The following is a 23,195-nucleotide window of genomic DNA, read 5'->3' on the forward strand; positions in this document are numbered from 1 at the left end:
CGCGGCCGGACGTTACCCGTATCTGTGGTCGCGACGCGTATGACGCATAACGGGACAGGGGAGGGGGAAGTCGCCTCTTCTGCTCGGTCAGGTGGGAAGGACCGAGGCCCGGCGCTGCTCCCTGGCCGTGGCGTAGAGGCAGACCGCGGCGGCGGTGGCGAGGTTGAGGCTTTCGGCGCTGCCGTAGATGGGAACGCTGACCGCCCCGTCGGTGAGGGCGATGGTCTCCTCCGGCAGTCCCCACGCCTCGTTGCCGAAGACCCACGCCACCGGGCCCACGAGTTCCCCGGAGTCGGTGACGTCGTCCAGACTGCGCTCCCCCCTGCCGTCGGCGGCCAGGATGACGGTGCCGGCCCGGCGCAGGAACCGGGTGACCTCGTCGATCCGCACTCCCACCACGACCGGGAGGTGGAAGAGGCTTCCCGCCGAAGCGCGCACGCACTTGCCGTTGTACGGGTCGACCGAGGCGTCGGTGAAGACGACCGCGTCGGCTCCGGCGGCGTCCGCGGTGCGCAGGACGGTGCCCGCGTTGCCGGGATCGCGGACGTGGGACAGGACGACGACGAGCCGGGCCCGTTCCACCGCGGACAGGGGGACGTCGACGAAGGAGCAGACCGCGAGGAGTCCCTGCGGGGTGACCGTCTGCGCCAGCTCGCCCATCACGTCCAGGGTGACCCGGTGGACCGGGATTCCCGCGTGTTCGGCGGAGCGGACCAGGGACCCGTGCCGCTGCATCGCCTCGGCGGTGGCGTAGAGCTCCCGCACGACCTCCGGCAGGGCGAGCGCCTCGCGCACGGCCTGCGGCCCCTCCGCGAGGAAGCGCCGTTCACGCTGGCGGAAGGCGCGTTTGGCGAGCCGACGAGCCCCCTTGATCCTGGGGGACCGAACACTCGTGAACTCGTGGCTCGCCATAGTCGATCACACCGTCGCTCAGGCCGCGGACCTGGTGGTCGCGGGGATGGCCTTCTTGGCGGTCTCGACCAGCGCCGCGAAGGTGGCGGTGTCGTTGACCGCCAGCTCGGCGAGCATGCGGCGGTCCACCTCGATGCCCGCGGCCTTGAGGCCCTGCATGAAACGGTTGTAGGTCAGACCGTTGGCACGGGAGGCCGCGTTGATGCGCTGGATCCACAGACGACGGAACTGGCCCTTGCGGTCCTTGCGGTCGCGGTAGGCGTACGTCATCGAGTGGAGCATCTGCTCCTTGGCCTTGCGGTAGAGGCGTGACCGCTGGCCACGGTAGCCGCTGGCGCGTTCGAGAACGACCCGGCGCTTCTTCTTTGCGTTGAGAGACCGCTTCACGCGTGCCACTTGTGACTCCTCGATTGAGACTTACGTGCCGGGCGTGTGCCCGACGATGACCGCCAGGAAGTTTTGGCGAGAGTTTTCGGACCGGTGCGGTGGCCTCCGCACGGCCGCTTCCCAGGGGCGGCGCGGCCCGGGACCCGTCCGGTGGATCGTTCCGGGCGTGCGGCCGCTCACCGGCCCGGAGCCCTCCACCGCCCGGGTCTGCTAGCCGAGCAGCTTCTTGATCTTCCTGGCGTCGGCCGAGGACAGCTGCACGTCGGTGCTGAGGCGCCGGGTGCGCTTGCTCGGCTTGTGCTCCAGAAGGTGGTTCTTGTTGGTGCGGCGACGCATGATCTTGCCGGTGCCGGTGACGCGGAAACGCTTGCTGGCCCCACTGTGGGATTTGTTCTTCGGCATGCCGCCGTCGCTCCTTTACTCAGTCGGTGTGCCGCCGTCGCACGGACGGCGTGGACACTTCCGCCGCGCATGAAGAGAGCGGGGTGCGCGACCCGGGCGGGTCGCGCGACCGCGCTCGCTTCGATACGTCAGGCGGGTGCTTTCTCGGCCCTGTCAGGCCGACGCGTCGGGCCGCTGTCCGCGCCCGTCGCGGGTTTTGGCGGCCTGAGCCGCGGCACGCGCCTCGGCCTTGTGTTCGGCGCGGCGCTTGTGCGGGCCGATCACCATGACCATGTTGCGGCCGTCCTGCTTGGCCTGGGATTCGACCTGACCCAGTTCCTGGACGTCTTCAGCCAGCCGCCGCAGGAGGCGGAATCCCAGCTCCGGCCGGGACTGCTCCCGACCGCGGAACATGATCGTCACCTTGACCTTGTCGCCGCCCCGGAGGAACCGCTCGACGTGACCCTTCTTGGTCTCGTAGTCGTGCTGGTCGATCTTCGGGCGGAGCTTGATCTCCTTGATGATCGTGTTCGTCTGGTTCTTGCGCGCCTCACGGGCCTTGACTGCGGACTCGTACTTGAACTTTCCGTAGTCCATCAGCTTGGCGACCGGCGGGCGAGCGGTCGGCGCGACCTCCACGAGGTCGAGGTCGGCTTCCTGGGCGAGCCGCAGGGCGTCACCCACAGGAACTATTCCCACCTGTTCCCCGTTTGGGCCGACGAGGCGGACCTCGGGCACCCGGATACGGTCGTTGATGCGGGGCTCAGCGCTGATGGGACCCCTCCCTAAAATTCGTTGGGTTCTCGTTCGGTGCGGGGGTCTCCAGAGTGGCTATGCGCCGGAACAGCGAAAACCCCGCCAGCTGGTGCAAGCGGGGTGAACCACCGTACGAGCGGGACGCCACCGGGCTTCCCCTCAACGGTTCTACCGGGACCCGCAGTGCCCGTGGGCGCTACAGGTGGGAGGTTCGTCCTCCGCTTGCGTGTCCGGCGCACGGATGCACCGGATCAGGTCGCTACTCACTCTACCAGGAAAACCGGGCCTCCGGGGAAGACAGAGCCGTCCCGGGCATGTCATCGGATTCCCCATGAGTGGCAACACTCACGGTTCCAGGTTATTCCCGGAGGCGCGCCGCGCCAACTCGGCCTCGCCCGCGGCGCGCATCGCCTCGACCGGGGCGGCCCGGCCGGTCATCAGGGTCAACTGGACGGCGGCCTGGTGCAGCAGCATGGGGAAGCCGCCCACCACCACCGCTCCGGCCGCGGCGGCCGCCGCCCCCAGCGCGGTGGGCCACGGCGCGTAGACGACGTCGAAGACCGCCGTCCCCGAGGCCGCCACGGCGGGCGCCCACCGGTCGGCCGCCCCCGCGGGGACCGTGGAGACCACCAGGTCCACCCCCAGGTGCTCCTCGATGTCGGCCAGTGGCGCCAGGGCCACCTTGGCCGACAGGCGTTCGGCCGCCTCGGCGAGTCCCCCGGTGCGGGCGAGGTCCCGGGCCAGCACCGTCACCGCGCCGGGTTCGGTGGCCCCGAGCCGCCGCACGGCCGCGAGCGCGGACGCGGCGGTCGCCCCGGCGCCCAGGATCGTCGCGGTGCGCACCCGGTGCAGGCCCGCCTCGCGCAGCGCCTCGGTGATCCCGGCCACGTCGGTGTTGTAGGCGTGCCGCCGCCCCCGGTCGAAGACGATGGTGTTGGCCCCGCCGACCGCGACGGCCGTCTCCTCCACCTCGTCCGCCAGCGACAGAGCGACCCGCTTCAGCGGCATGGTCAGCGACAGTCCCGCCCAGGAGTCGTCGCACCCGTCGAGGAACGCGGCCAGTCCCTCCTCGGCGCACTCGTGGCGGCCGTAGTGCCACCGGTCGGCGATGCCGAGCGCGGTGTAGCCCGCCGTGTGCAGCACCGGCGAGAGGGAGTGGGCGATCGGTGAGCCGAGCACGGCCGCACGTCTCACGGAGTCCTCCTTGTCGTGGTCGGGCCCGTGTCCCCCGACGTCCGCGGGCCCGGGGAGACGGGCCCGTGTCCGCTCAGTCGGCCTGTCCCTGGTTGAACTTCTCGACCAGGTCCCAGAACTCGGCCTCGCTGTCGGTGAACTCGGTGACGCCGTTCTCGGGGTCGGTGGTCACGAAGTACAGCCACGGCCCCTCCTCCGGGGCGAGGGCCGCCTCGATGGCGTGCCTTCCGGGGCTGACGATGGGGCCGATCGGCAGCCCCTCGTGGAAGTACGTGTCGTATCCGCTCTCGTCGTTCCTGCACCGGTCCTGCTGGTCGCCGTTGATCGCGATGCCGTACTCGCCGAGGGCGTAGAAGCAGGTGCTGTCCATCTTGAGGTACATGTCGATCTCCAGCCGGTTGTACACGACCCTGGAGACCTTGCCCATGTCCTCCACCGTCCCGGACTCGGCCTGCACGATCGCCGCGATCGCCATGATCTCGTTCGGGTCGAACCCCGCCTCCTCCGCGCGACTCTCCAGATCGATCTGGGTGGCGACCTGCCGGTACTGGGCCACCATCTGACGGAGGATGTCGGCCGCCGAGGCGGTGAGGTCGAACTCGTAGGTCTCGGGGAAGAGGTAGCCCTCCGGGCCCTGGGTGGCGTACTCGGGCAGGCCGAGGGCCTCGTGGTCCTCGTAGGCCGCCTGGAACTCCTCCAGGGGGATGTCGGTCTGCGCGGCGAGCTCCTCCAGGATCTGGCCGGCGCGCAGCCCCTCGCGGATCGTCACGTAGAAGGCGACGCGGCTGTCCGGGTCGAGCAGCAGGTTGATGGCCGCCTCGGCGCTCATCTGCTCCCGGAGCTGGTAGGTGCCGGGAACGAAGTTGGCCTCGGAGAAGCGGATCTCGTTGGTGAACGCGCGCACGCTCGCGATCACCCCGGCCTCGTGGAGCTTCTCGGCGATGGCGGTTCCGCTGTCGCCCTCCTCGATGACGACGCTGACCTCTCCGGTCCCCTCACCGGAGTAGTCCGGGGGAATGACGTAGGCGCGCAGCAGCAGGTAGCCGCCGACGCCGGCCGAGCCCACGAACAGGACCAGGACCAGCAGGGCGCTCATGAGCGCGGCCTTGCTCCGCTTGCGCTTGCGCCTGGTGGTCCTTCTGCCGCCCGACCCTCTGGTGCCGCGTCGGCCGCCGCGGGAGCGCCGCGGGGGGTCCTCGTCGGCGTCGCCGGTGTCGTCGAAGGGCAGTGCGAACGAGCCGGCGTCCTCGTCGCCGGGTTCGGGGGTGCGGCGCTGCCTGCGCCCTCTTCTGGGGGATTCCTCCTCGTCGGGCTCGGGGGTGCGGGCCCGACGCCCTCTTCGGGGCGTGTCCTCGTCGTCGGGGTCGGGAACGCGCGACCGGCGCGAGCGCGCCGGCTGCTCGTCCTCCCACGGCTCCGGCTCGGTCCGGTGGGAGCGCCGGGAACGGGAGGCGTCCGGACCGTCGAACCGCTCCTCGTCGGTGTCGGCGGCGCGGCGGCGGCCCGTGCCCCGCTCGACCGTCTCCGCTCCCGTGTCGGGCGCCGTCCGCTCCGGGTCCCGGTACGAGGCGAACGACTCGTCCTCGCTTTCGGGTTTGCGGCGCCGTCCGCGGGGCCGCTCACGCAGCGCCTCGGTCTCCGCGGTGGGAAGGGTGAAGGGGCCGGTGTCGGCGGGTCCGGGCCGTCTGCGGCGGCCGCGGGGGCGTTCGGTCTCCGCCGCTCCGTCCACGCCCGCGTCGGACACGGAGGTGCGCCGCCACGCGGCGCTGTCCGCCGACGGCGTGTCCGCGCGCCGACGGCGGCCACCGCCGTACTCGTCGCGGTAGCCGCGCCCGCCGTGGCCGACGGCCGACGATCCGGTGCGCGGGGCGTCGGCCTCCCGGTGGGGCGGCCAGGGATCGGCCAGCTGGTCGGGCCGACGGGATCGGCGCGGGTAGTCGTCATACCGGTCGTTGCCGTTCATGGCGTCCCCTCGACGAGTTCACCGGGAGGCAGATGGGTACGCCGCTCGATGTCGAGGGCGTTCTGCAACAGGACGGTGGCCGCGGCCTGGTCGATGACCGACCGGCGGGCCCTTCCGCCCTGGGCGCCGCGTCTGCCGTAGGCGGCGCCCGTCTGCAGCTGCTGCTGCGCGGTGACCGTGGTCAGCCGTTCGTCGACCAGCCGCACCGGGACGGGCGCGAGTCTGCGCGCCAGTGTCCGGGCGAAGGAGCGCGCGGTGCGGGCCGCGCGCCCCTCGGCTCCGGACAGCGACGCCGGGTAGCCGACGATGACTTCCCGAGCTTCGTGCTCAAGTACGAGGGCGGCGATCCGGTCGAGGTCCCCCGGACCCCGGCGGACCGTCTCCACCGGGGTGGCCAGGGTGCCGCTGGGGTCGCTGCGGGCCACCCCGATACGGGCTGTACCGGGGTCCACCGCGAGTCGCACGCCCGTCCTCAACGGGGGTCTCCCGGGTCCGGACGGACTCCGGCGTCCGTCGTTCCCGCCGCCGCCAGAGGTCGGGACGGCGGTCGCCGCCCTCCGCTCACGACTCCTCCGCCACTCTCTGCTCCACGGCGCGCAGCGCCGCCTCGACCGCGGTGGCGTCGCTTCCGCCGCCCTGGGCGATGTCGGGCCTGCCGCCTCCGCCGCCGCCGAGCGTCCGGGCCGCCACGCCCACCAGTTCTCCCGCCTTGAGCCCGTTGGCCTGGGCCTCCTTGTTGGCCGCCACCACCACGACGGGACGGTCGCCGGGGACGCCGGCGACCACCACGACCGCGGGGGCGTGCTCGCCGAGCCGTCCGCGCACGTCCAGCGCGAGCCTGCGCATGTCGTCGGCGGCGGTGCCGTCGGCGACCCGGTGGGTGACGACGCGGGTGGCGCCGTGCTCGCGGGCGTTCGCGGCCAGCCCCTCGGCCGCCTGGAGGACCTGGGCGGCGCGCAGCCGCTCGATCTCCTTCTCGGCGGCGCGCAGCCGGGAGACCACGGAGTCGATGCGCTGCGGCAGCTCCTCGCGCGGCGCCTTGAGCTGTTCGGAGAGCTGGCCCACGAGCGCGGACTCGGTGGAGACCCGGCGCAGCGCGTCGAGTCCGACCAGCGCCTCGACGCGGCGCACCCCGGAGCCGACCGAGGACTCCCCCAGCACCTTGACCAGGCCGAGCTGCCCGGTGGCGCCGACGTGGGTGCCGCCGCACAGTTCGCGGGAGTAGTCGCTCATGTCCACCACGCGCACGCGGTCGCCGTACTTCTCGCCGAACATGGCCAGCGCGCCCATCTGCAGCGCCTTGTCGATGGTGGTCTCCAGGTACTGGACCTCGATGTTTCGGGCCAGGACCGAGTTGACCTCCTCCTCGACGTGGGCGATCTCGGCCGCGTCGAGCGGCTTGTCGGCGGTGAAGTCGAAGCGCAGCCGCCCCGGCTGGTTCTCCGAACCCGCCTGGCCCGCGGAGGGGCCGAGCGCGTTGCGCAGCGCGGAGTGGATGAGGTGGGTGGCCGAGTGCGACCGGGACACCGAGGCGCGCCGACCGGTGTCGATGGCGGCGTGCACGGTGTCGTCGACGGCGATCTCGCCGTCGCGCACGGTGCCGCGGTGCACGAACAGGCCCTTGATGGGCTTCTGCACGTCCTCGATGTCGACGACGCCGCGGCCGTCGACGGCGACGGTGCCCCTGTCGGCGAGCTGGCCGCCGCTCTCGGCGTAGAACGGGGTGCGGTCGAGGACGAGCTCCACCTGGTCGCCCCTGCGTGCGGCGTGGGTGGCCTCGCCGCCCACGATGATGCCGAGCACCCGGGCCTCGCCCTCGGTGTCGGTGTAGCCGAGGAAGTCGGTGGGGCCTCCGGTCTCCAGCAGCCGGGCGTAGGTGCTGACGTCGGCGTTGCCGAGCTTCTTGGCCTTGGCGTCGCGCTTGGCGGCCTCGCGCTGGCGCTGCATGAGCCGCTGGAAGGTGTCCTCGTCGACCCTGAGGCCCTGCTCGGAGGCCATCTCCAGGGTCAGGTCGATGGGGAAGCCGTAGGTGTCGTGCAACTGGAAGGCGTCGGTGCCGGAGAACTCGGTGCCGCCGCTTTGCCTGGTGCGCTCGACCGCGCGGTTGAACAGCGTAGTGCCCGCGCGCAGCGTGTTGGCGAAGTTCCGCTCCTCGGCGTCGATGATGCTGTGGATCGTGTCGGCGTCGGCGCGCAGTTCGGGGTACTGGTCGCCCATCGCGTCGATGGCCACGCCGGTGAGGTCGTGCATGTGGAACGACTCGTCGCCGGAGAGCAGGCGCAGGTTGCGGATGGAGCGGCGCAGGATGCGGCGCAGCACGTAGCCGCGCTTCTCGTTGCCGGGCTTGACCCCGTCGGCGACCAGCATGGTGGCGGTGCGCACGTGGTCGGCGACGACCCGCAGGCTCACGTCGGAGCGCTCGTCGGCGCCGTAGGTGACGCCGGTCAGCTCCGCGGCGCGCCGGAGGATGCGGCCGAGGGTGTCGGTCTCGTAGATGTTGTCGACGCCCTGCAGGACGGCGGCCATGCGCTCCAGGCCCATGCCGGTGTCGATGTTCTTGCTGGGCAGTTCGCCCAGGATGGGGTAGTCCTCCTTGCCGGAGCCCTCTCCGCGCTCGAACTGCATGAACACGAGGTTCCACACTTCGAGGTAGCGGTTCTCGTCGGCGACGGGGCCGCCCTCGGCGCCGTAGGCGGGGCCGCGGTCGAAGTAGATCTCCGAGCACGGGCCGCACGGGCCGGGCACGCCCATGGACCAGAAGTTGTCGGCCTTGCCGCGGCGCTGGATGCGCTCGGCGGGCACGCCCACCTTCTCCCGCCAGATCGTCTCGGCCTCGTCGTCGTCGTGGTAGACGGTGACCCACAGCCGTTCGGGGTCGAAGCCGAATCCTCCGTCGGCGACCGAACCGGTGAGCAGTTCCCAGGCGAACGGAATGGCCTGGTCCTTGAAGTAGTCGCCGAAGGAGAAGTTGCCCAGCATCTGGAAGAAGGAGGCGTGCCGGGCGGTCTTGCCGACCTCGTCGATGTCAATGGTGCGCACGCACTTCTGGGCGCTGGTGGCGCGCGGGTAGGGCGGCGTACGCTGGCCGAGGAAGTACGGCTTGAACGGCACCATGCCGGCGTTGACCAGCAGCAGGGTGGGGTCCTCAGCGACGAGACTTGCCGAGGGCACCACGGTGTGTCCGTTCTTCTCGAAGAATGCGAGGAAGCGGCGAGCGATCTCTGCCGTCTCCATGTGATGCCCTCCTGGTGAATGAGACTCCAGTCGACCGGTACGGACGGACTGAGGTGTCCCGGCCGGGACTCGGCGCGTGATGCGGATATCAGGCGCCCATAGTAGAGCGAACGGCACGTGGAAGTGTCCCATTCCACGCCGCCGTCGCAGCTCCGGCACCGGGGACACTCTACTAATTTCGGTCGGTGCCGCGACCTCGGCGACATCTCCCGATATTCGGGGAGATCGGTCGCGCATCGCCTGTCTCCCAGGCTACCCGTTGCTGCTCGGAGCACCCGGAGGCCACCGGACACGCCGGAACGCCCGGGCGTGTCGCGACAGCCCAGAATCCTAGTGGCGGTGACCCGCTCGTGATCTTGCCCCCGGGCACGCCCGGCGACCGGTCCTGACCCCAGGGTCGCTCTCGCGGCATGAAGGGACCACGGCTGCACCGCGTGCCGTAAAAGGCGGGACGGGGTCAGGCTCCGATGAGGCGGCTGGTGAATCCGGCCTCGATGAGCGCCTGGTAGGCGGTGTGGACGTCGTCGGGTACGTGCTGTGCGACGGCGAAGCCGCGGCCGGGGTATTCGATGATCCGTTGCAGGTCGCCGACCATGGTGTCGATGACGAGCCGGTCGTCGCCGATGCCCGCCAGGTAGTCGCGGAAGGCCACCGGTTCGGAGGCGCACACCGCCTCCACCTCGGGCCAGACCCTGCGGGTGGTGGCGTAGCCGCGCCGCTGCATGTAGGGCATGGTCACCAGCATCACCGTGGCCGGGTGGAGGCCCGCCTCGGCCAGCACCTGCCGGGAGAAGGCGATGTTCTGCCCGGTATTGGCCGCATCAGGCTCCACCAGGATGGCCTCGTCGGGCACGCCCAGGGCCAGGGCGTGTTCGCGGTAGTGCACGGCCTCGCCGCGGGGAAACACCTGAGCGGTGGAGGGGCTGTTGCCGCCGGTGAACACCATGCGGGGAAAGAACCCGGCGTGGTACAGCTTTGCCGCGCACGTGGCCACGCCCAGGTCGTGGCAGCCCAGCACGACCGCCGCGTCCACCGGCCGCAGGTCATGGTTCATCTGGTGGTAGTTCCAGACCCGCTCGGCCAGGCGGTAGTGCTCGTCGGTGATCGTCAACCGGGTGCCCGGCATGGAGAGTCTCCTCGGATGGTGTCTTCAGCGGTGGACGGTCGGGATCGCAGCCCGGATACGGGCGATGCTGTCGAGTTGGTGATTGAGCCGGTAGCGTGCGGCCACCTTGGCTGCAAGGTCAAGGCTGCGCAGCCCGTCGTCCCGGGTCGCCGGGTCAGACACCAGGACATGTCCCTGGGCGGTGGTCAGACGTACCCACTGCATCGGCGCCGGGGTCGTGGTGGTGCGGTGGGCGATGTCGATGCAGCGCAGGGCACGGTCCAGGTCTCCCGCACCCCGGTGGGCCAAGGCGAGCTTCTGGTGTGCCACCGACCAGTCGTCAGGTTCCGACAACTCCTCGAACTCACGGATGGCGGTGGACATGACACGGGTGGCATGGTCGTACTCACCGTGCTTGCTCAGTGCGGTTCCCACCCACAGCAGAGCGCGTGCACGATCACGGCGGGACAGTCGGCCGTCGCCAGCCAGCCGCTCGTAGCTTCGGGCCGCGGTCTCCAGTCGACCGGACATTTCGGTGATCACGGTCATCGAAAGTTCCATCTGGGCCACACGGCGAGGAGTGTCGAGTTTCCGGAACATTGAACAGGCGCTGATGTAGGCCTGTTGAGCCGCAGCAGAGCCGAACAGGATTCCCCGGTCGCGTTGGAGATCACCGATTAGGGCGGTGGACCGGGCGAACAGGTACCGTCCTTTGTCGTCCAACTCCAGTGGACTGAAACGGCTCAGCCACCGGTCCAGGAGGTTCTCGGCGAAGACGAAGTTCTGTTGGGAGAGCGCCGCGACAGCGCGGTCCAAGTCGTCGGCCCAGGATTCGTCATCCACTGGCAGCAATTCACTCACAGGTTCCCGTTGATCCGTTGCCGCAGAGGCAGCGGCCGTGGAGAGGTTCGCTGCAAAGCGCAGGCGCGCCGCGGAGTCGGCGCGGGCGAGTGCGGTGTCCAGGATGGCCTGGGTGTCGGGGCGGGGCTTGGTGGAAGCCAGGAGCTTCTCCTATTTGGAGACCGTTCGCGCACCGACGCCCAGGTGTTCGGCGAATCCGCGCACGCTCATCCGTAACGCCAAGCGCAGGGCACGGGCTTCCCTCCCGGTCCAGCGGTGCACAGCCACCACGGGCGTTCTCCTCCCAACCCCTTCTCCTTCCCGAGTCTCAAGCAAAGCAGATACGCCTTCGCGGGGCTACGGAAGTGCGACGGTCGGTCATTCCTCTGCTGTGCAGACACGGTCAGACTTGGACCGTTCCTTTTCCATGGCGGACCGCCCACGGCAGAAAGAGCACGATGTCCTCGATTTCTCCACTCTCTTCCGAGTCAGCACGGACGGCCATGGTTGATGCCATGGCGGCCGAGCGTGTCCGGCTCGGCGTACAGCCGCTGCCGCAGAAGGTTGAAGAGGCCCTGCGTGCCGTCCCCCGCGAGGCGTTCCTGCCCGGACTGCCGCTGGCCGAGGCCTACGACCCGCACCAGGCGGTGGTGACCAGGCGCGACGACGAGCGGGGGGTGGCGCTCAGTTCGGTGTCGGCACCCACCATCGTCGCCACCATGCTGGAACGTGCCGACCCGCGCCCCGGGCATCGGGTGCTGGAGATCGGCTCGGGTGGCTACAACGCCGCCCTGATCCGCCGTCTGGTCGGTGAGAACGGCCAGGTGACCTCCATCGACATCGACCCTGATGTCATCGCCCGCGCCGAGCGGTGCCTGAAGAGCATCGGCGTTGACGACGTGCACCTGGCGGTCGGCGACGGCGCCCACGGGTTCGCCGCCCGGGCGCCTTTCGACCGGATTCTCGTGACCGCAGGAGCCTGGGACCTGCCGCCCGCCTGGGAGGAGCAGCTCACCGAAGGCGGTCGCCTGGTGGTGCCCATGCGGATTCGGGGCCTGACCCGCTGCCTGACCCTGCGCCACGCTCCCGAAAGGGGGTGCTGGGAGGCGGTGGCGGTGGACATGTGCGGGTTCGTGCGCATGCAGGGCAGGGACGAGCACTGGGAAGCCATGCCCTGTCTCCACGACGAGGACGGCCGCCAGGTCGCGCTGCGTCTGGAGGACGGCCCCGAGGTGGATGAGAAGGCCCTGCGTGAAGCCTTGGCCTGCGAGCCGGTCACTGTCTGGCCGGACGTGCTGGTGGGCGCGGAAGAGCCCACCGACTCCCAGGACCTGTACCTGGCCTCGACCGCCGACCGGTGGGCGCAGTTGACCGCCGAGCGCGGCGCGATCAGGGCCAGACTCGTCAGCCCGATCTCTCGCCTGGGCACCCCGGCCCTGATCAGCCCCGAGGGCACCGGTTTCGCCTACCGGACCCTGCGCCGCTGCCCCGACCGCGCGGACCGGTGGGAGTTCGGCGCGGTCGGCCACGGCCCCCACGCCCGCGCAACCGCCGAACACCTGGCCCGGCTGATCGGCGACTGGGACCGCGACCACCGCCACGGCCCCGGACCCCGCATCACCCTGTCTCCCGCCACCACCCCCGATGATCGCCTCCCCGTCGGCACCGCCGGTCCGTTTGAACAGGGTTCTGTCTCCGGAGCGCCAGACCGCCCCTTGTGCCCCGGTCCGGGGTTTGACCAACTCCCAGGTGTCCAAGCGTGCCTCCCGTTTGCTCGTGCTGCCACGGACAGTAAATCAGACTAGAAGGAGACTAGAAAGGGACTTGTCTGTGTCCGGAGGGTGAGACGGCGTCGTTCAGTCTCCGCCGCCGATCCGCTGTCGCAGCGCGAGCAGGAAGTCGCGGGTGTCCTCCACGGGCAGGGCGCGTTCGGTGAAGCGTCCGTGGAGGGTGCGGTAGGCAGCGACCTCGTCGGGGTCGGTCAGGACGAGTTCGCGGGTGTGGGTCTCGACGATGACGCGGGGCTCCTCGTCCTCCTCGTACAGCAGGAAGCCGTGGGAGGGCACCGCGCCGGAGGGGGTGGTGAGCGGCAGGACCCGGACGGTGACGTTGGGCAGGGTCGCCACCGACAGCAACCGGTCGATCTGAGGCAGCAGCACGGAGCGGTCCTCGGCGTGCCACCACAGCGCCGCCTCGGTGAGTGTGAACGCGAAGTCGGTCCGCTCCCGGTAGAGCGCCTCCTGGCGCCGCAGCCGTTCGGCCACCGCCGCCGCGACGTCCCCGCGCCCCGAGACGTCGGCGAGCGTGAGCACCTGGCGCGCGTAGGCGGCCGTCTGCAGCAGTCCCGGCACCAGGGTGGGTTGGAAGGAGCGGAGGAGGGTGGCGCGCTCCTCGATCGCGGCGACCTCGCGCTGCCGACGCGCCAGGCCGCCCCGGTGGGAGGCCCGCCAGTGCCGGGCCTCCACCAGCGCGGCCTCGGCCAACTCCGCCACCCGGGACAGTGCGGCCGTATCCGCGCCGCACGTGCGCGCCCAGGACTCGGCGTCGCCGCGGGACGGACGGGTGCGGCCCCGCTCGATCTTGGAGATCTTCGACTGCGACCAGCCCAGCGCGGCGGCCAACTGCTCCCCCGACCGGCCGCTGTCCAACCGGAGGGAGCGCAGCAGCCGCGCCAGTTCGGCGCGGGCCGCGTGCTGCCGGGGTGACTCGGACAAAAGCCTTCCTTCTCTAGTCTCCTTCTATTCTAATAAGAAGCGTTCGAGGGAAGCATCCCACCCCGCAGAGACCACGGCCACGTCGCGGACCGCAAGGAGCGCCATGAGCATCATTCCCCCCTCCGAGTTCGCCGCCCGCTTCCTGTCCTGGTTCCACACCTCGGTGTTCCGCCTGGAAACCCTCGACGCCTATGTGGCCGACAACGAACGCGAACCCTACCGCCGCTTCCTGGCGGGCCTTCCCCAGGACCTGGATTGGCGGCGCCCCTGGCAGCGACTGGTCCGCGACATCCGAACCAGCGGACGCGGCATCGGCCGCGTCCACATCGTCCCCGACGAACTGACCGACTACCTGAGATTCGAACTCACCTGCGCCTACCCCTCCAGTGTGGACGCCGGAGAGGACGTGCGCATCCTCAGCAGGGCAACCGCCGACTCGCTGGGCCTGCCCGACGGGGAGGACTACTGGCTGTTCGACGACGAACGCTCGGCACTGCTCCACTACGACGACGACGGCGAGTTCCTCGGCGTCGAGTTCGCCGACCCGGCCCGCGCCGCCCAGCACGCCGACTGGCGGCGCACCGCCCAGACCGCCGCGATCCCTCTGGACGACTACCTCAAAACCGTTGGCCTGTCAGCCGAACGCTGACCAACCCCTGGAGCGCCCATGACCGACCACCCGTTCACCGACGCCGACTTCCGCAAGTCCGACCGCAGCGGCGACTTCGGCTGCGTCGAAGCCGCCATCACCCACCACACCCCCGACACCATCGGCCTGCGCGACTCCGTACACCCCCGCCAGACCGTCCTCTGCTTCTCCCCCAAGGAGTGGACCGCCTTCACCGCAGGACTCAACAAACTCTGACCGACCGCCCGTGGGAGGCCGCTGGCCTCTCACGGGCGAACTGGGTTACATGCCCGCTTTGTCTGGGAGGCTCGGCAGCCTCCACGTAGGCGCATGGCCCCGGAGGGACTGCAAACTCCCCGTCCCAAAGCACGGGCGCGGTCGCCAACCCCTCCCAAGGGCCAGGAAGCAGGCGAAGAGGCTACCGGGCCTCCCGGCCGAGGCAGACCAGAACCCCGAACGCCCTACAGCTCACCTCTGGTGGCCGCGCGCAGGAAGGCGTGCCACTCGGCGGCGGGGAAGGAGAGGAACCCGAGGCCGCGCTGCGTAGAGTCGCGGACCGCGACCCGGGTGGGGGTGGCGAAGAGGGGACCGGCTTCGACGCAGCTTCCTCCACCGCTTGGACTGTGGCTGCTGATGTGCCAGCCGACTTCGACGCAGTTGCCGTCAGTGTTCAAGCTGTAGGTACTGGTGTGCCAGCCGACCGGCGACTGCGTCCCCTGGTCCTGGTTCATGGCAGGTCCCTCTCCAAAGCTGCGTTGAACTCGCTGGCGCTGTCGCTGTTCCTGCCCCGGGCCACGACGCAGGAGAGCCCGTTCCGCTTCCTTCTGCTGGACGACCCGGTCCAGGCGATGGATCCGGCCAAGGTCGCCGGACTGGCCCGGCTGCTGTCCGACATCGCTCGGGATCGGCAGGTCGTCGTGTTCACCCACGACACCCGACTCGTCGAGGAGATCCGCTACCAGCGGCTGCCCGCCACCTGTCTGGAGATCACCCGTGGGGAGCGCTCCAAGGTCGTGGTTCTTCCCAAGACCGATCCGGTCACCCAGGCGCTCAGCGATGCGCGGAGATTCTCGAAGAGGGTCAGCCGGGAAATCTGTTCGGAGGTACTGCCCGGCCTGTGCCGCCAAGCAATCGAAGCCGCCTGCAAGGACGCCGCACGGCACCGGATGATCGCCCAAGGCAAGGGGCTCAAGGAGATCGAAGAGCGCTTCGAAGACGCGGAGAAATTGGCCGAGCTGGCCGCGCTCGCCCTCTTCGACGAGTCCTCCCCTGACAAGAACGTCGACAACTGGGTCCGGAAACACTGTCCCGACGCGGTGCAGATCCTGCGGACCTGCACCAAGGGATCGCATGAACACGTAGTGGTCAACAACCCGGACACGTTCGTCAGCCAGACCCAGAAACTCGCCACCCGGATCAGGGCGGCGGCTGAGAAGAACGGAGGACGAGAGTGAACCGTCCCGCCGAACTGCTCGCCACAGCCGACACCCTTCTCGCCTCGCCCCTTGACCGCAGCTTCGGACCCATGCGACGCGGCACGGTCTTCCTGCTGCGCAAAGCACTGGAGGAGATGATGCGCGAGTACTGGCGGGAGGTCCGTCCAGAACTCGCCGAAGGCAAAGGCAAGACTCACGCGCAGTCACTGTGCCTGGGCTACCGGGGACACACCGACCTGGCCGGACGCTGGTCGGCGCTGTGGCTCGGGTTGAGCCGAGCCTGCCACTACCACCAGTGTCCGCTTCCGCCGTCGATCACCACGCTGACCGCCTGGCGTGACGAGGTCGCCGCACTCCTCCCGGAGTTCGAGAAGCTGAGTCTGGCAGGGAAATGGGAGCTGTGAACACCCCGGCGGGCGGCACCGGAGGCGTGGTCCGGTGCCGCCCGCCGGGGGCGGGCTCAGTTCTCCGGCAGCGCCGGGGGTTCCCGCCGCGCCGGGTCCGCGGCGTAGCGGCGGAGCAGTTCCTCCTCGTGCTCGCGCACCGCGTCGGCGACGTCCTCGTTGAACTCGCGCAGCGCCTCCTTGTAGGAGGTGACCTGTTTTTCGACGCGGTCGGCGATCCCGCCGGGGGTCCAGGCGCGGGCGGCGCGGTTGACGCGGTACACCACGTAGCCGCCGACCACCGCCCCGGCCACGAAGTAGACGGTCCGGCCGATCACGCGCTCTCCCTCCTGCGCCGGGTGCGGATCAGCGCCAGCGCCCTGCGCCGCCCCAGGACCCGGCGCACCCCGTAGGACAGCGACGCCACCTTGACGAGCGGGCCGGTCACCGCCGAGCGGGTGAGCTCGGTGATCGTGGAGACGTCCTCGGTGGTGCTGGCGAGGTTGGCGGTGATCTCGTCGACCCGGTCGAGGGACCCGTTGGCGCGTTCGACCGTGGCCGCGAGGTCGTCGAGCAGCGGGGCGGTGCGTTCCCGGAACTCGGACACGGCCCTGGTGGCCTCGGTCAGCAGCCGGGTGAGCTTGAACAGGGCCACGCACAAGAACACGGCCACCACGGCCCAGACCACCGCGGCGACCAGGGCCGCGAGTTCTCCTCCGGTGAGCATGCGGACTCCGCTAACGGTTGGGTTCGTTGGGGCTTCGACGGGGCCGACCGGGTGTCGGCGCCGACGGACGGCTCCGGTCCGGCGGCGATGCTGCCCGGGGGGTCGGGCCGCCGCCTCGGAAGGAGCCGAATTGGGTCTGACACTATCGTGAATTCTCTGTTCGCCACGGGACTTCGTACGGCGCTTCCGCCTTCGCGTCTGCGAGATCCCGCCGCCCGTCGCCGCGGGTGTCCGTACGATCGGACTGCCGGAACAGTCGACCCCTCCGTTCCACACCTGATGACCTCGCGCACCGGTCACCCGCGGTGAATGCGGCACGGCGCGGAGTGGTGTGTTCGGTCGGAGAGAACCGGAGGGAGGATGGTGCCGTCTCAGTCTGACAAGATGACCGAGTTCTCCCGATAATGGCGATAACCACCCACTGGCTACTACTGCGCCTTCCATCACTTCACCTCGGACTTTTTGAGACAGGACCACGATGAGCCGACGTTCCGAACGGACGATCTCCGTTCTGGTCCCACCCGATCTGGCCCCCACAGCGCCGGAGGATCCCCGTCACATCGGCCCGTACGTGTTGGTGGGACGGCTCGGTTCGGCAACCGCGGGCAGCGTGTACGCCGCCGTACACCCGACCGTGGAGCCGGACGCGCTGCTGGCGGTCAAGGTCGTGCCGCCCGCCCACGTCGCCGACGAGGCCGCCCGCTCCCGGCTCGAACAACGGCTGCGCGCCCTGGGAGCCGTGGACGGGCGCTGCTACGTCCCACCCGTGGCGTTCGACGTCCAGGACACGCCGCCCTGGCTGGCCATGCGCTACGCCCCCGGCGTGCCGTTGGAGCGGTACGCGCGCCAGCGCGGCCCCATGAGCCTGGGTCGGCTCACCGCGCTGGCCGCCGGGCTGGGCGAGGGGCTGTCCGCGCTGCACTCCCTGGACCTGGTGCACGGCGACCTCAAACCCGGCAGCGTGCTGCTCAGTTCCGCCGGACCGCGCGTCCTGGACTGCTCGCTGTCCGGTGAGGCGTCCGTGCCGCCCGTGTCGACGCCCTGGTCGAGCCCCGAGCGCCTGCGGGGCGAGGCGCCCAGCGCGGCCTCCGACGTGTTCGCCTGGGGCGCGGTCCTCGCCTTCGCCGGAACCGGCCGTCCGCCGTTCGGCACCGGCTCCCCGGAGGACGTCGCCCAGCGGGTCGGGTCGCGGGCCCCCGACCTCGACGGCATCGCCGAGGAGATCCGCCCGCTGCTGGAGTCGGCGCTGGCCGCCGACCCCGAGCAGCGGCCGAACGTCCGTGACCTGGTGCGCTCATCCATCGAACTGTGGGAGAACGGTCTGGGGTCGGTCGGCAGCGAAGCCGGTCCGGGCTCCGGAGTCACCCGGGTGCTGACCCGGGAGTGGCAGGGGATCGTGGAGCCGGCGCTGCTGCCCCGCGTGGTCCACGTGGACGACCGCGCCAAGGGCAGGAAGAGCGGCCGCATGTCCGTCACCATGCCCGTTCCCGTGGTCTCCCCGCCGCAGCCGGCCGCCCCGGCCGGACCCCGGCAGTCCTCCGCCGCCGCGGAGTCCGAGGCGGCGGCCACGACCGCCACCTTCGCGGCTGCCCCCGCCGCCCCCTCCGCTCCGCCCGCCCCGGCCTCCGACTCGGGGCCGAAGGGATCGAACAGGCGGCTGCTGATGCTGGTGGGCGGCGGCGTCGCGGCCCTCGTGCTGGTGGGCGGCGCCGCCTGGGGGGTGTCCGCCCTGCTCCGCGAGGACGCCCCCGAAACGCAGCAGGACAACACCGCGGCCTCCGACTCCGCGGGCGACGCCGCCCCGGCGGCCGACACGCCCCCCGAGTGGGACACCGGAACCCTCGTGGTGCGCTTCGACGCCTCCGGCGAGACCAGCCTGCTGTCCGGACCGTGGCCCTACACCCCGGTCGAGCCCGCGTCCGGAGACGACGCGTTCACGGGGCAGAACGGCGGGGAGCTCACCCCGCAGGACTGGAGCGAGCGGTGGACCGCGGTCGAGGGCGTGGAAGCGCCGTTGGAGACGCTGATCGCCTCCGACGCCGAGGTGCTGTGCGCGTACTTCTGCCTGACCCCCGGCCAGTTGTACGTCGACGCGGAGGGCCGGGGAACCTACGAGGTCACCGGGCGCGACCTGGCCAACTACCTGAGCTGGGGAGACGTGGTCATCGCCGAGGTGACCTTCGGTGAGCGCGACCCCGAGACCGGCCTCCCGGTGATCACGGAGGTCACCGAGCTGTACCCGCCCGCGAACTGAGCGCAGGGGCGGAGACCGCGGCGTCTCCCCGTCGGCGTCCGCCGGACGGCCGCGGCCCGGGAGCCGACCGTTGCCGGAGGCTCTCCGGTCCCGGGAACGTCGGTTCTCCCGCCCCTTCGCCCCGACGGCCGCGGAGCCCGCGTCCCGGACGCCGGCTCCGCGCGCCGTCACGGCCCGCCCGGACGGACGAGCGGGAGGTCAGCCGGACCCGCCGCGCAGCACGCCCCTGATCCGCCGCAGCACCTCGGCGAAGCGGCGTTCGGCGCCGTGGGTGGTGGGCCGGTAGTACTCGGCGCCGTCCAGCGGTTCGGGGAGGTGCCGTTGGGCCACGACCCCGCCCGGGTGGTCGTGGGGGTAGCGGTAGTCCGCCCCGTGACCGAGGTCGGAGGCGCCCCGGTAGTGGCTGTCGCGCAGGTGGGCGGGGACCGCGCCGAGGCGGCCCGCGCGCACGTCGCCGACGGCCCGGTCGATCGCGGTGACCACCGCGTTGGACTTGGGGGCCAGCGCGATGTGGATGACCGCCTGGGCGAGGTTGATGCGCGCCTCGGGCAGGCCGACCAGTTCGACGGCCTGGGCGGCGGCGACCGCGACCTGCAGGGCGGTGGGGTCGGCCATGCCCACGTCCTCGCTGGCGTGCACCACGACGCGGCGGGCGATGAAGCGCGGGTCCTCCCCCGCCTCGATCATGCGGGCCAGGTAGTGCAGGGCGGCGTCGACGTCGCTGCCGCGCATGCTCTTGATGAACGCGCTGACCACGTCGTAGTGCTGGTCCCCGGAGCGGTCGTAGCGCACCGCGGTGCGGTCGGCCGCGCGTTCGACGTCGGCCACGGTGATCTCGGCGCGCTCCCCGGCGACCAGGGCGGCGGCCTCCAGGTAGGTGAGAGAGCGCCGGGCGTCGCCCCCGGCGAGGCGCACCAGGTGGTCGGCGGCGTCCCCGCTCAGGGTGTGCCGGCCGGCGAGGCCGCGTTCGTCGGTGAGCGCGCGCTCCACCACGGTGCGGATGTCGTCGTCGGTGTGCGGTTCGAGGGTGAGCAGCAGGGAGCGGGACAGCAGCGGGCTGATGACCGAGAAGAACGGGTTCTCGGTGGTCGCGCCGATGAAGCTCACCCAGCGGTTCTCCACCGAGGGCAGCAGGGCGTCCTGCTGGGTCTTGCTGAACCGGTGCACCTCGTCGACGAACAGCAGGGTGCGGACGCCGCGCATGCCCAGTTCCCGGCGGGCCTCGTCGACCACCGCGCGGATGTCCTTGACCCCGGAAGTGACCGCCGACAGCTCCACGAAGCGGCGCCGGGTGGCTCGGCTGACCACCGTGGCCAGTGTGGTCTTGCCGGTGCCGGGAGGTCCCCACAGCAGCAGCGACATGGGGGCGTCGTCCTCGACGAGCCGCCGCAGCGGGCTGCCGTCGCCGAGCAGGTGCCGCTGTCCGACCACCTCGTCCAGGGTGCGGGGGCGCATGCGCACCGCCAGGGGTTCCTGGCTGCGGTGGGCCTCGGCTCCGGCGTCGTCGAACAGTGTTTCGGACACACCTCCACCCTAGTCGCCGGACGTCACCGCCGTGCGGCGCGGAGGCGCGGGGCCAGGAAGCGCAGCAGCCACCAGGCCAGCAGGCCGACGCCGCCGCCCACCAGCGCTCCCCCCACCGTGTCGGAGAACCAGTGCACGCCCAGGTACATCCGGCTCCACGCCATCACCACGGTGAACGCCGCTCCGACCAGCAGCACCGGCACACGGGCCCACTTCGGACTGACGGCCGCGGCGGCGACGGTCAGCACCGCGGCGAACGCGGTGTGCCCGGACGGGTAGGCCGCCGTGTCCTCGGCGACCAACTGCTCCAGCGGGCGGGGACGGCCCAGCAGCGCCTTGGTCAGCGGGACCGTGACCAGTGACGTGGCGGCCCAGGCGAGCGCGACCAGCAGTACCGACGACCAGCGGCGCAGCAGCACCAGCGGCAGCAGCAGTCCCGCCACCAGGACGCTGCCCCACGGCCATGCCCCGATGCGGTGGAGGAAGACCGCCGCGGCGGTCTCGGAGGGGGTCCGCTCGTCGGAGACCTCCTCGGTGAGTGCGACGTCCCACCCGCCCAGGGCGGGCGGGTCGGTGTCCACGGCCAGGGGAAGCGCCAGGGCCGCGAAGGCGAGCAGGAGGCCGACCGCGGTCCCTCCGAGGCGGGCCATCGGGTCAGCGGACCCGGGCGACGAGGATCGCGATGTCGTCGCTGCGTCCCGCCGGAGTGAGCCTGGCCAGGGCGGTGGCCGCCTGGTGGACGTCGGCGGCCTTGGCGTCGAGTTCCCTGCCGACCGCGGCCAGACCGTCGTCCATGTTCACCTCCGAGCTCTCCACGAGGCCGTCCGAGCACATCAGCAGTGTGCTGCCCGGCGGCAGGGAGCGGGAGCTGACCGGGTACTTCGCCTCGGAGTCCACGCCGACGGGCGGACCGGTCTCGGGGCTCCACACCTCGTATCCCGAGCCGGTGGCCAGTACGACGGGGGGCTGCCCGGCCCAGGCGGCCTGGATCTGTCCCAGGTCCACGTCGATCACCAGGTAGCCGCAGGTGGCGAAGACGATCTCGCCGGTCTCGGTGAGCAGTCGGTTGGTCTCGGCCAGGACGGTTCCCGGGTCGCTCTGGTTGCTGGCGTAGGCGCGGAAGGCCATTCGGATCTGGCCCATCGCGGCGGCGGCCTCCACGCCGTGCCCCTGGACGTCCCCCACGACCAGGCCGATGCGGCTGCCGGGGAGCCTGATGGCGTCGTAGAAGTCGCCGCACACGCGCCATCCGGCGCGGGAGGGCAGGTAGCGTACGGCGACGTCCAGTTCGGGGAAGTCCGGGGGCTGCGGGGGGAGCATGCGTTTCTGGACGGCGTCGGCGAGTTCCAGTTCGGCGCGCTGGCGGTTGACGCGCTGCAGCGCCTGGCCCGCCAGTCCGGCCAGGGTCAGCATGAGCGCGCGCTCGTCCGGGGTGGCGTGGTGGGGCTGGGTCCAGGCCACCACCCACACGCCGAGGGTCACCTTGGCGTCGCCGAAGACCGGGACGAAGGCCCAGGAGTGGCTTCCGGTCCGCCGCAGGGTCCCCTCGACGGCGGGGAACCGTCCCAGCAGTTCGGAGCGGCTTTCGAAGAAGCGCGGCTGGCGGTCCTGCAGGACGGCTCCGGTCGGGTAGGAGACGTCGCGGTGGTCGTGCTCTTCGAGCCACCTCTCGACGTTCGCGGTCCTGGTGCTGTGGAGGCGGAGTTCGTCCTGGTCCAGCAGCATGACGTGGGCGCTGTCGCCGCCGAAGATCGGCAGGAACTCCCTGCCGAGCAGGTCGGTGACCTCCTCCACCGTGGTGGCCGAGACGAGTTTGGCGGCCAGTTCGTTGACCTGTCGGCCCTGCGCGGCCTCGATGCGTCGGCGGTCGGCCAGGCGCCGGACCAGTTCGACGTGTTCGGTCATGTCGTCGACGACGCCGACGAGTCGGGGGCGCTCCCCGCCGACGTAGGCGCCGCGCGCGTACAGCCACCGCTCGTCGCCCACCTGGTCGAACATGCGGAACCGCTGCTCGTAGTCGCGCCCCTGGTAGGAGGTCTCCAGGGCGTCGCGCAGCCGGGCGACGTCGTCGCGGTGCACCCGGGCCAGGCACTCCTCGAGGGTGCACGCCTCTCCGGCGAGCATCCGTCCCAGTGGGGAGGGGCCGAACAGTTCGCTCAGTCTTCCGCTGGTGAGGTCCAGCGACCACAGGGCGGTGTCGGCCTCGCGCAGCCGGAGTTCGGTGACGATGCGCAGGGTCTCCTCGTCACGGCTGACGGCCGACAGTTGGACGACGACTCCGGCGACCTCGTCCGCGGCGGCGGTGGAGGGCAGGGGACGCGCCTGGACCACGGTGCGGTGCGACCGCCCTCTCGCCGTGCGGATCGCCAGGTCCGGCCACTGTCCGGGGGCGCTCCCCCGCAGTGCCCTGCTGTGCTGCTCCCAGGCGCGGCCGTGGTCGTCGGTCTCGAACAGTTCGGGCCAGTGCCGTCCCGCGACCTCGGTGGGCGAGTAGCCCAGCAGGGTGGTGAAAGCCTGGTTGACCAGGAGGACCGCTCCGGCGCGGTCGGCCACGAGCATCGCTGTGGGCGCATGGCGGAACGCGGTACCGGCCGGATCGTCCATTTGCGCCGCGGGAGCGTCGGTCTTTCCTCCAGAACCGGCGAAGTCGTCCGTCGTGCCGGTCGATCTGTTCACGTAATAGTTCATCCCCGTGTCGTCGCGAATGTCCTGTCCGCGTCCGCGGACCCCTCCCGAACATCCGATTCACCCTACTTT

Annotated in this window: 23 protein-coding genes; 6 read left to right on the forward strand and 17 right to left on the reverse strand. The window is 71.1% G+C overall.

The features are described 5' to 3' along the window. Positions 1–87: 87 nt before the first annotated feature. The 10 genes from NI17_RS12790 to NI17_RS12835 form a co-directional block, all read right to left on the reverse strand. The gene (locus NI17_RS12790; protein WP_068689026.1) at positions 88–912 is read right to left on the reverse strand and encodes a TrmH family RNA methyltransferase; all 825 of its coding nucleotides are present in this window, start codon (positions 910–912) and stop codon (positions 88–90) included. 18 nt (positions 913–930) lie between these two features. Continuing rightward, positions 931–1,308 carry a 50S ribosomal protein L20 gene (rplT, locus tag NI17_RS12795; protein WP_068689024.1) on the reverse strand — a complete coding sequence of 126 codons (378 nt, stop codon included), beginning with the start codon at positions 1,306–1,308 and terminating at the stop codon, positions 931–933. A 201-nt stretch (positions 1,309–1,509) separates the two neighbouring features. Further along, on the reverse strand, positions 1,510–1,701 hold the full coding sequence (gene rpmI / locus NI17_RS12800; protein ID WP_068689021.1) for a 50S ribosomal protein L35: 192 nt from the start codon (positions 1,699–1,701) through the stop codon (positions 1,510–1,512). Positions 1,702–1,854: 153 nt separating this feature from the next. Continuing rightward, positions 1,855–2,472: a translation initiation factor IF-3 gene (gene infC, locus NI17_RS12805; RefSeq protein WP_084012458.1), complete on the reverse strand. Its 618-nt coding sequence runs from the start codon at positions 2,470–2,472 to the stop codon at positions 1,855–1,857. Between the two features lie 309 nt (positions 2,473–2,781). Beyond that, the gene (locus NI17_RS12810; protein ID WP_119267947.1) at positions 2,782–3,630 is read right to left on the reverse strand and encodes a shikimate dehydrogenase; all 849 of its coding nucleotides are present in this window, start codon (positions 3,628–3,630) and stop codon (positions 2,782–2,784) included. Positions 3,631–3,703: 73 nt separating this feature from the next. Next, entirely contained in the window at positions 3,704–5,593 is a 1,890-nt protein-coding gene (gene mltG, locus NI17_RS12815) for an endolytic transglycosylase MltG (protein ID WP_068689017.1), read from the reverse strand. Continuing rightward, the gene (gene ruvX / locus NI17_RS12820) at positions 5,590–6,069 is read right to left on the reverse strand and encodes a Holliday junction resolvase RuvX (RefSeq protein WP_068689016.1); all 480 of its coding nucleotides are present in this window, start codon (positions 6,067–6,069) and stop codon (positions 5,590–5,592) included. The genes mltG and ruvX overlap by 4 nt, the downstream gene beginning before the upstream one ends. Positions 6,070–6,154: 85 nt before the next feature. Continuing rightward, positions 6,155–8,827 carry an alanine--tRNA ligase gene (gene alaS / locus NI17_RS12825; protein ID WP_068689015.1) on the reverse strand — a complete coding sequence of 891 codons (2,673 nt, stop codon included), beginning with the start codon at positions 8,825–8,827 and terminating at the stop codon, positions 6,155–6,157. A 457-nt stretch (positions 8,828–9,284) separates the two neighbouring features. After that, positions 9,285–9,953, reverse strand: coding sequence for a YdcF family protein (locus tag NI17_RS12830; RefSeq protein ID WP_119267823.1), 669 nt, complete (start codon positions 9,951–9,953; stop codon positions 9,285–9,287). A gap of 24 nt (positions 9,954–9,977) precedes the next feature. After that, complete coding sequence (locus NI17_RS12835) at positions 9,978–10,793, reverse strand: hypothetical protein (protein ID WP_199859954.1); 816 nt, start codon at positions 10,791–10,793, stop codon at positions 9,978–9,980. A gap of 494 nt (positions 10,794–11,287) precedes the next feature. On the opposite strand from NI17_RS12835, the gene fxlM reads away from it, so the two are divergent. Then, positions 11,288–12,577 (forward strand): methyltransferase, FxLD system, encoded by a 1,290-nt coding sequence (fxlM, locus tag NI17_RS12840; protein WP_068689012.1) that lies wholly within the window; start codon positions 11,288–11,290, stop codon positions 12,575–12,577. 51 nt (positions 12,578–12,628) lie between these two features. On the opposite strand, the gene NI17_RS12845 is transcribed toward fxlM, so the two are convergent. Next, positions 12,629–13,486 (reverse strand): helix-turn-helix domain-containing protein, encoded by an 858-nt coding sequence (locus NI17_RS12845; RefSeq protein ID WP_084012457.1) that lies wholly within the window; start codon positions 13,484–13,486, stop codon positions 12,629–12,631. Between the two features lie 103 nt (positions 13,487–13,589). Between NI17_RS12845 and NI17_RS12850 the strand changes: the two genes are divergently transcribed. Continuing rightward, complete coding sequence (locus tag NI17_RS12850; RefSeq protein ID WP_119267824.1) at positions 13,590–14,135, forward strand: DUF6879 family protein; 546 nt, start codon at positions 13,590–13,592, stop codon at positions 14,133–14,135. Between the two features lie 18 nt (positions 14,136–14,153). After that, the gene (locus tag NI17_RS12855) at positions 14,154–14,351 is read left to right on the forward strand and encodes a DUF397 domain-containing protein (protein WP_068689011.1); all 198 of its coding nucleotides are present in this window, start codon (positions 14,154–14,156) and stop codon (positions 14,349–14,351) included. 224 nt (positions 14,352–14,575) lie between these two features. Here the strand turns inward: NI17_RS12855 and NI17_RS12860 are convergent, their stop codons facing one another. Beyond that, entirely contained in the window at positions 14,576–14,845 is a 270-nt protein-coding gene (locus tag NI17_RS12860) for a DUF397 domain-containing protein (protein WP_068689010.1), read from the reverse strand. Between the two features lie 24 nt (positions 14,846–14,869). Here NI17_RS12860 and NI17_RS12865 point away from each other — a divergent pair, with 24 nt between their 5' ends. Together NI17_RS12865 and NI17_RS12870 are read left to right on the forward strand one after the other, a co-directional pair. Beyond that, positions 14,870–15,568, forward strand: a complete 699-nt coding sequence (locus NI17_RS12865) for a hypothetical protein (RefSeq protein WP_068689009.1) — start codon at positions 14,870–14,872, stop codon at positions 15,566–15,568. After that, positions 15,565–15,954 carry a hypothetical protein gene (locus tag NI17_RS12870; RefSeq protein ID WP_068689007.1) on the forward strand — a complete coding sequence of 130 codons (390 nt, stop codon included), beginning with the start codon at positions 15,565–15,567 and terminating at the stop codon, positions 15,952–15,954. Before NI17_RS12865 ends, NI17_RS12870 begins: the two co-directional genes overlap by 4 nt. 56 nt (positions 15,955–16,010) lie before the next feature. Here the strand turns inward: NI17_RS12870 and NI17_RS12875 are convergent, their stop codons facing one another. Both NI17_RS12875 and NI17_RS12880 read right to left on the reverse strand, forming a co-directional pair. Beyond that, positions 16,011–16,271, reverse strand: coding sequence for a DUF6167 family protein (locus NI17_RS12875; RefSeq protein ID WP_068689006.1), 261 nt, complete (start codon positions 16,269–16,271; stop codon positions 16,011–16,013). Continuing rightward, positions 16,268–16,660: a DUF948 domain-containing protein gene (locus tag NI17_RS12880; RefSeq protein ID WP_068689004.1), complete on the reverse strand. Its 393-nt coding sequence runs from the start codon at positions 16,658–16,660 to the stop codon at positions 16,268–16,270. The genes NI17_RS12875 and NI17_RS12880 overlap by 4 nt, the downstream gene beginning before the upstream one ends. A gap of 478 nt (positions 16,661–17,138) precedes the next feature. Here NI17_RS12880 and NI17_RS12885 point away from each other — a divergent pair, with 478 nt between their 5' ends. Next, positions 17,139–18,914: a serine/threonine-protein kinase gene (locus tag NI17_RS12885; protein WP_119267825.1), complete on the forward strand. Its 1,776-nt coding sequence runs from the start codon at positions 17,139–17,141 to the stop codon at positions 18,912–18,914. 198 nt (positions 18,915–19,112) lie between these two features. On the opposite strand, the gene NI17_RS12890 is transcribed toward NI17_RS12885, so the two are convergent. From NI17_RS12890 to NI17_RS12900, 3 genes are read right to left on the reverse strand one after another with little or no spacing between them, the layout of a single operon-like run. Beyond that, complete coding sequence (locus NI17_RS12890) at positions 19,113–20,438, reverse strand: replication-associated recombination protein A (protein ID WP_068689002.1); 1,326 nt, start codon at positions 20,436–20,438, stop codon at positions 19,113–19,115. 23 nt (positions 20,439–20,461) lie between these two features. Next, positions 20,462–21,088, reverse strand: coding sequence for a phosphatase PAP2 family protein (locus NI17_RS12895; protein ID WP_068689000.1), 627 nt, complete (start codon positions 21,086–21,088; stop codon positions 20,462–20,464). 4 nt (positions 21,089–21,092) lie between these two features. Beyond that, positions 21,093–23,114 (reverse strand): SpoIIE family protein phosphatase, encoded by a 2,022-nt coding sequence (locus NI17_RS12900; RefSeq protein WP_068689176.1) that lies wholly within the window; start codon positions 23,112–23,114, stop codon positions 21,093–21,095. Between the last annotated feature and the right edge of the window lie 81 nt (positions 23,115–23,195).

Origin of the sequence: Thermobifida halotolerans, from assembly GCF_003574835.2 — a bacterium.
Classification (GTDB): Bacteria; Actinomycetota; Actinomycetes; order Streptosporangiales; family Streptosporangiaceae; genus Thermobifida; species Thermobifida halotolerans.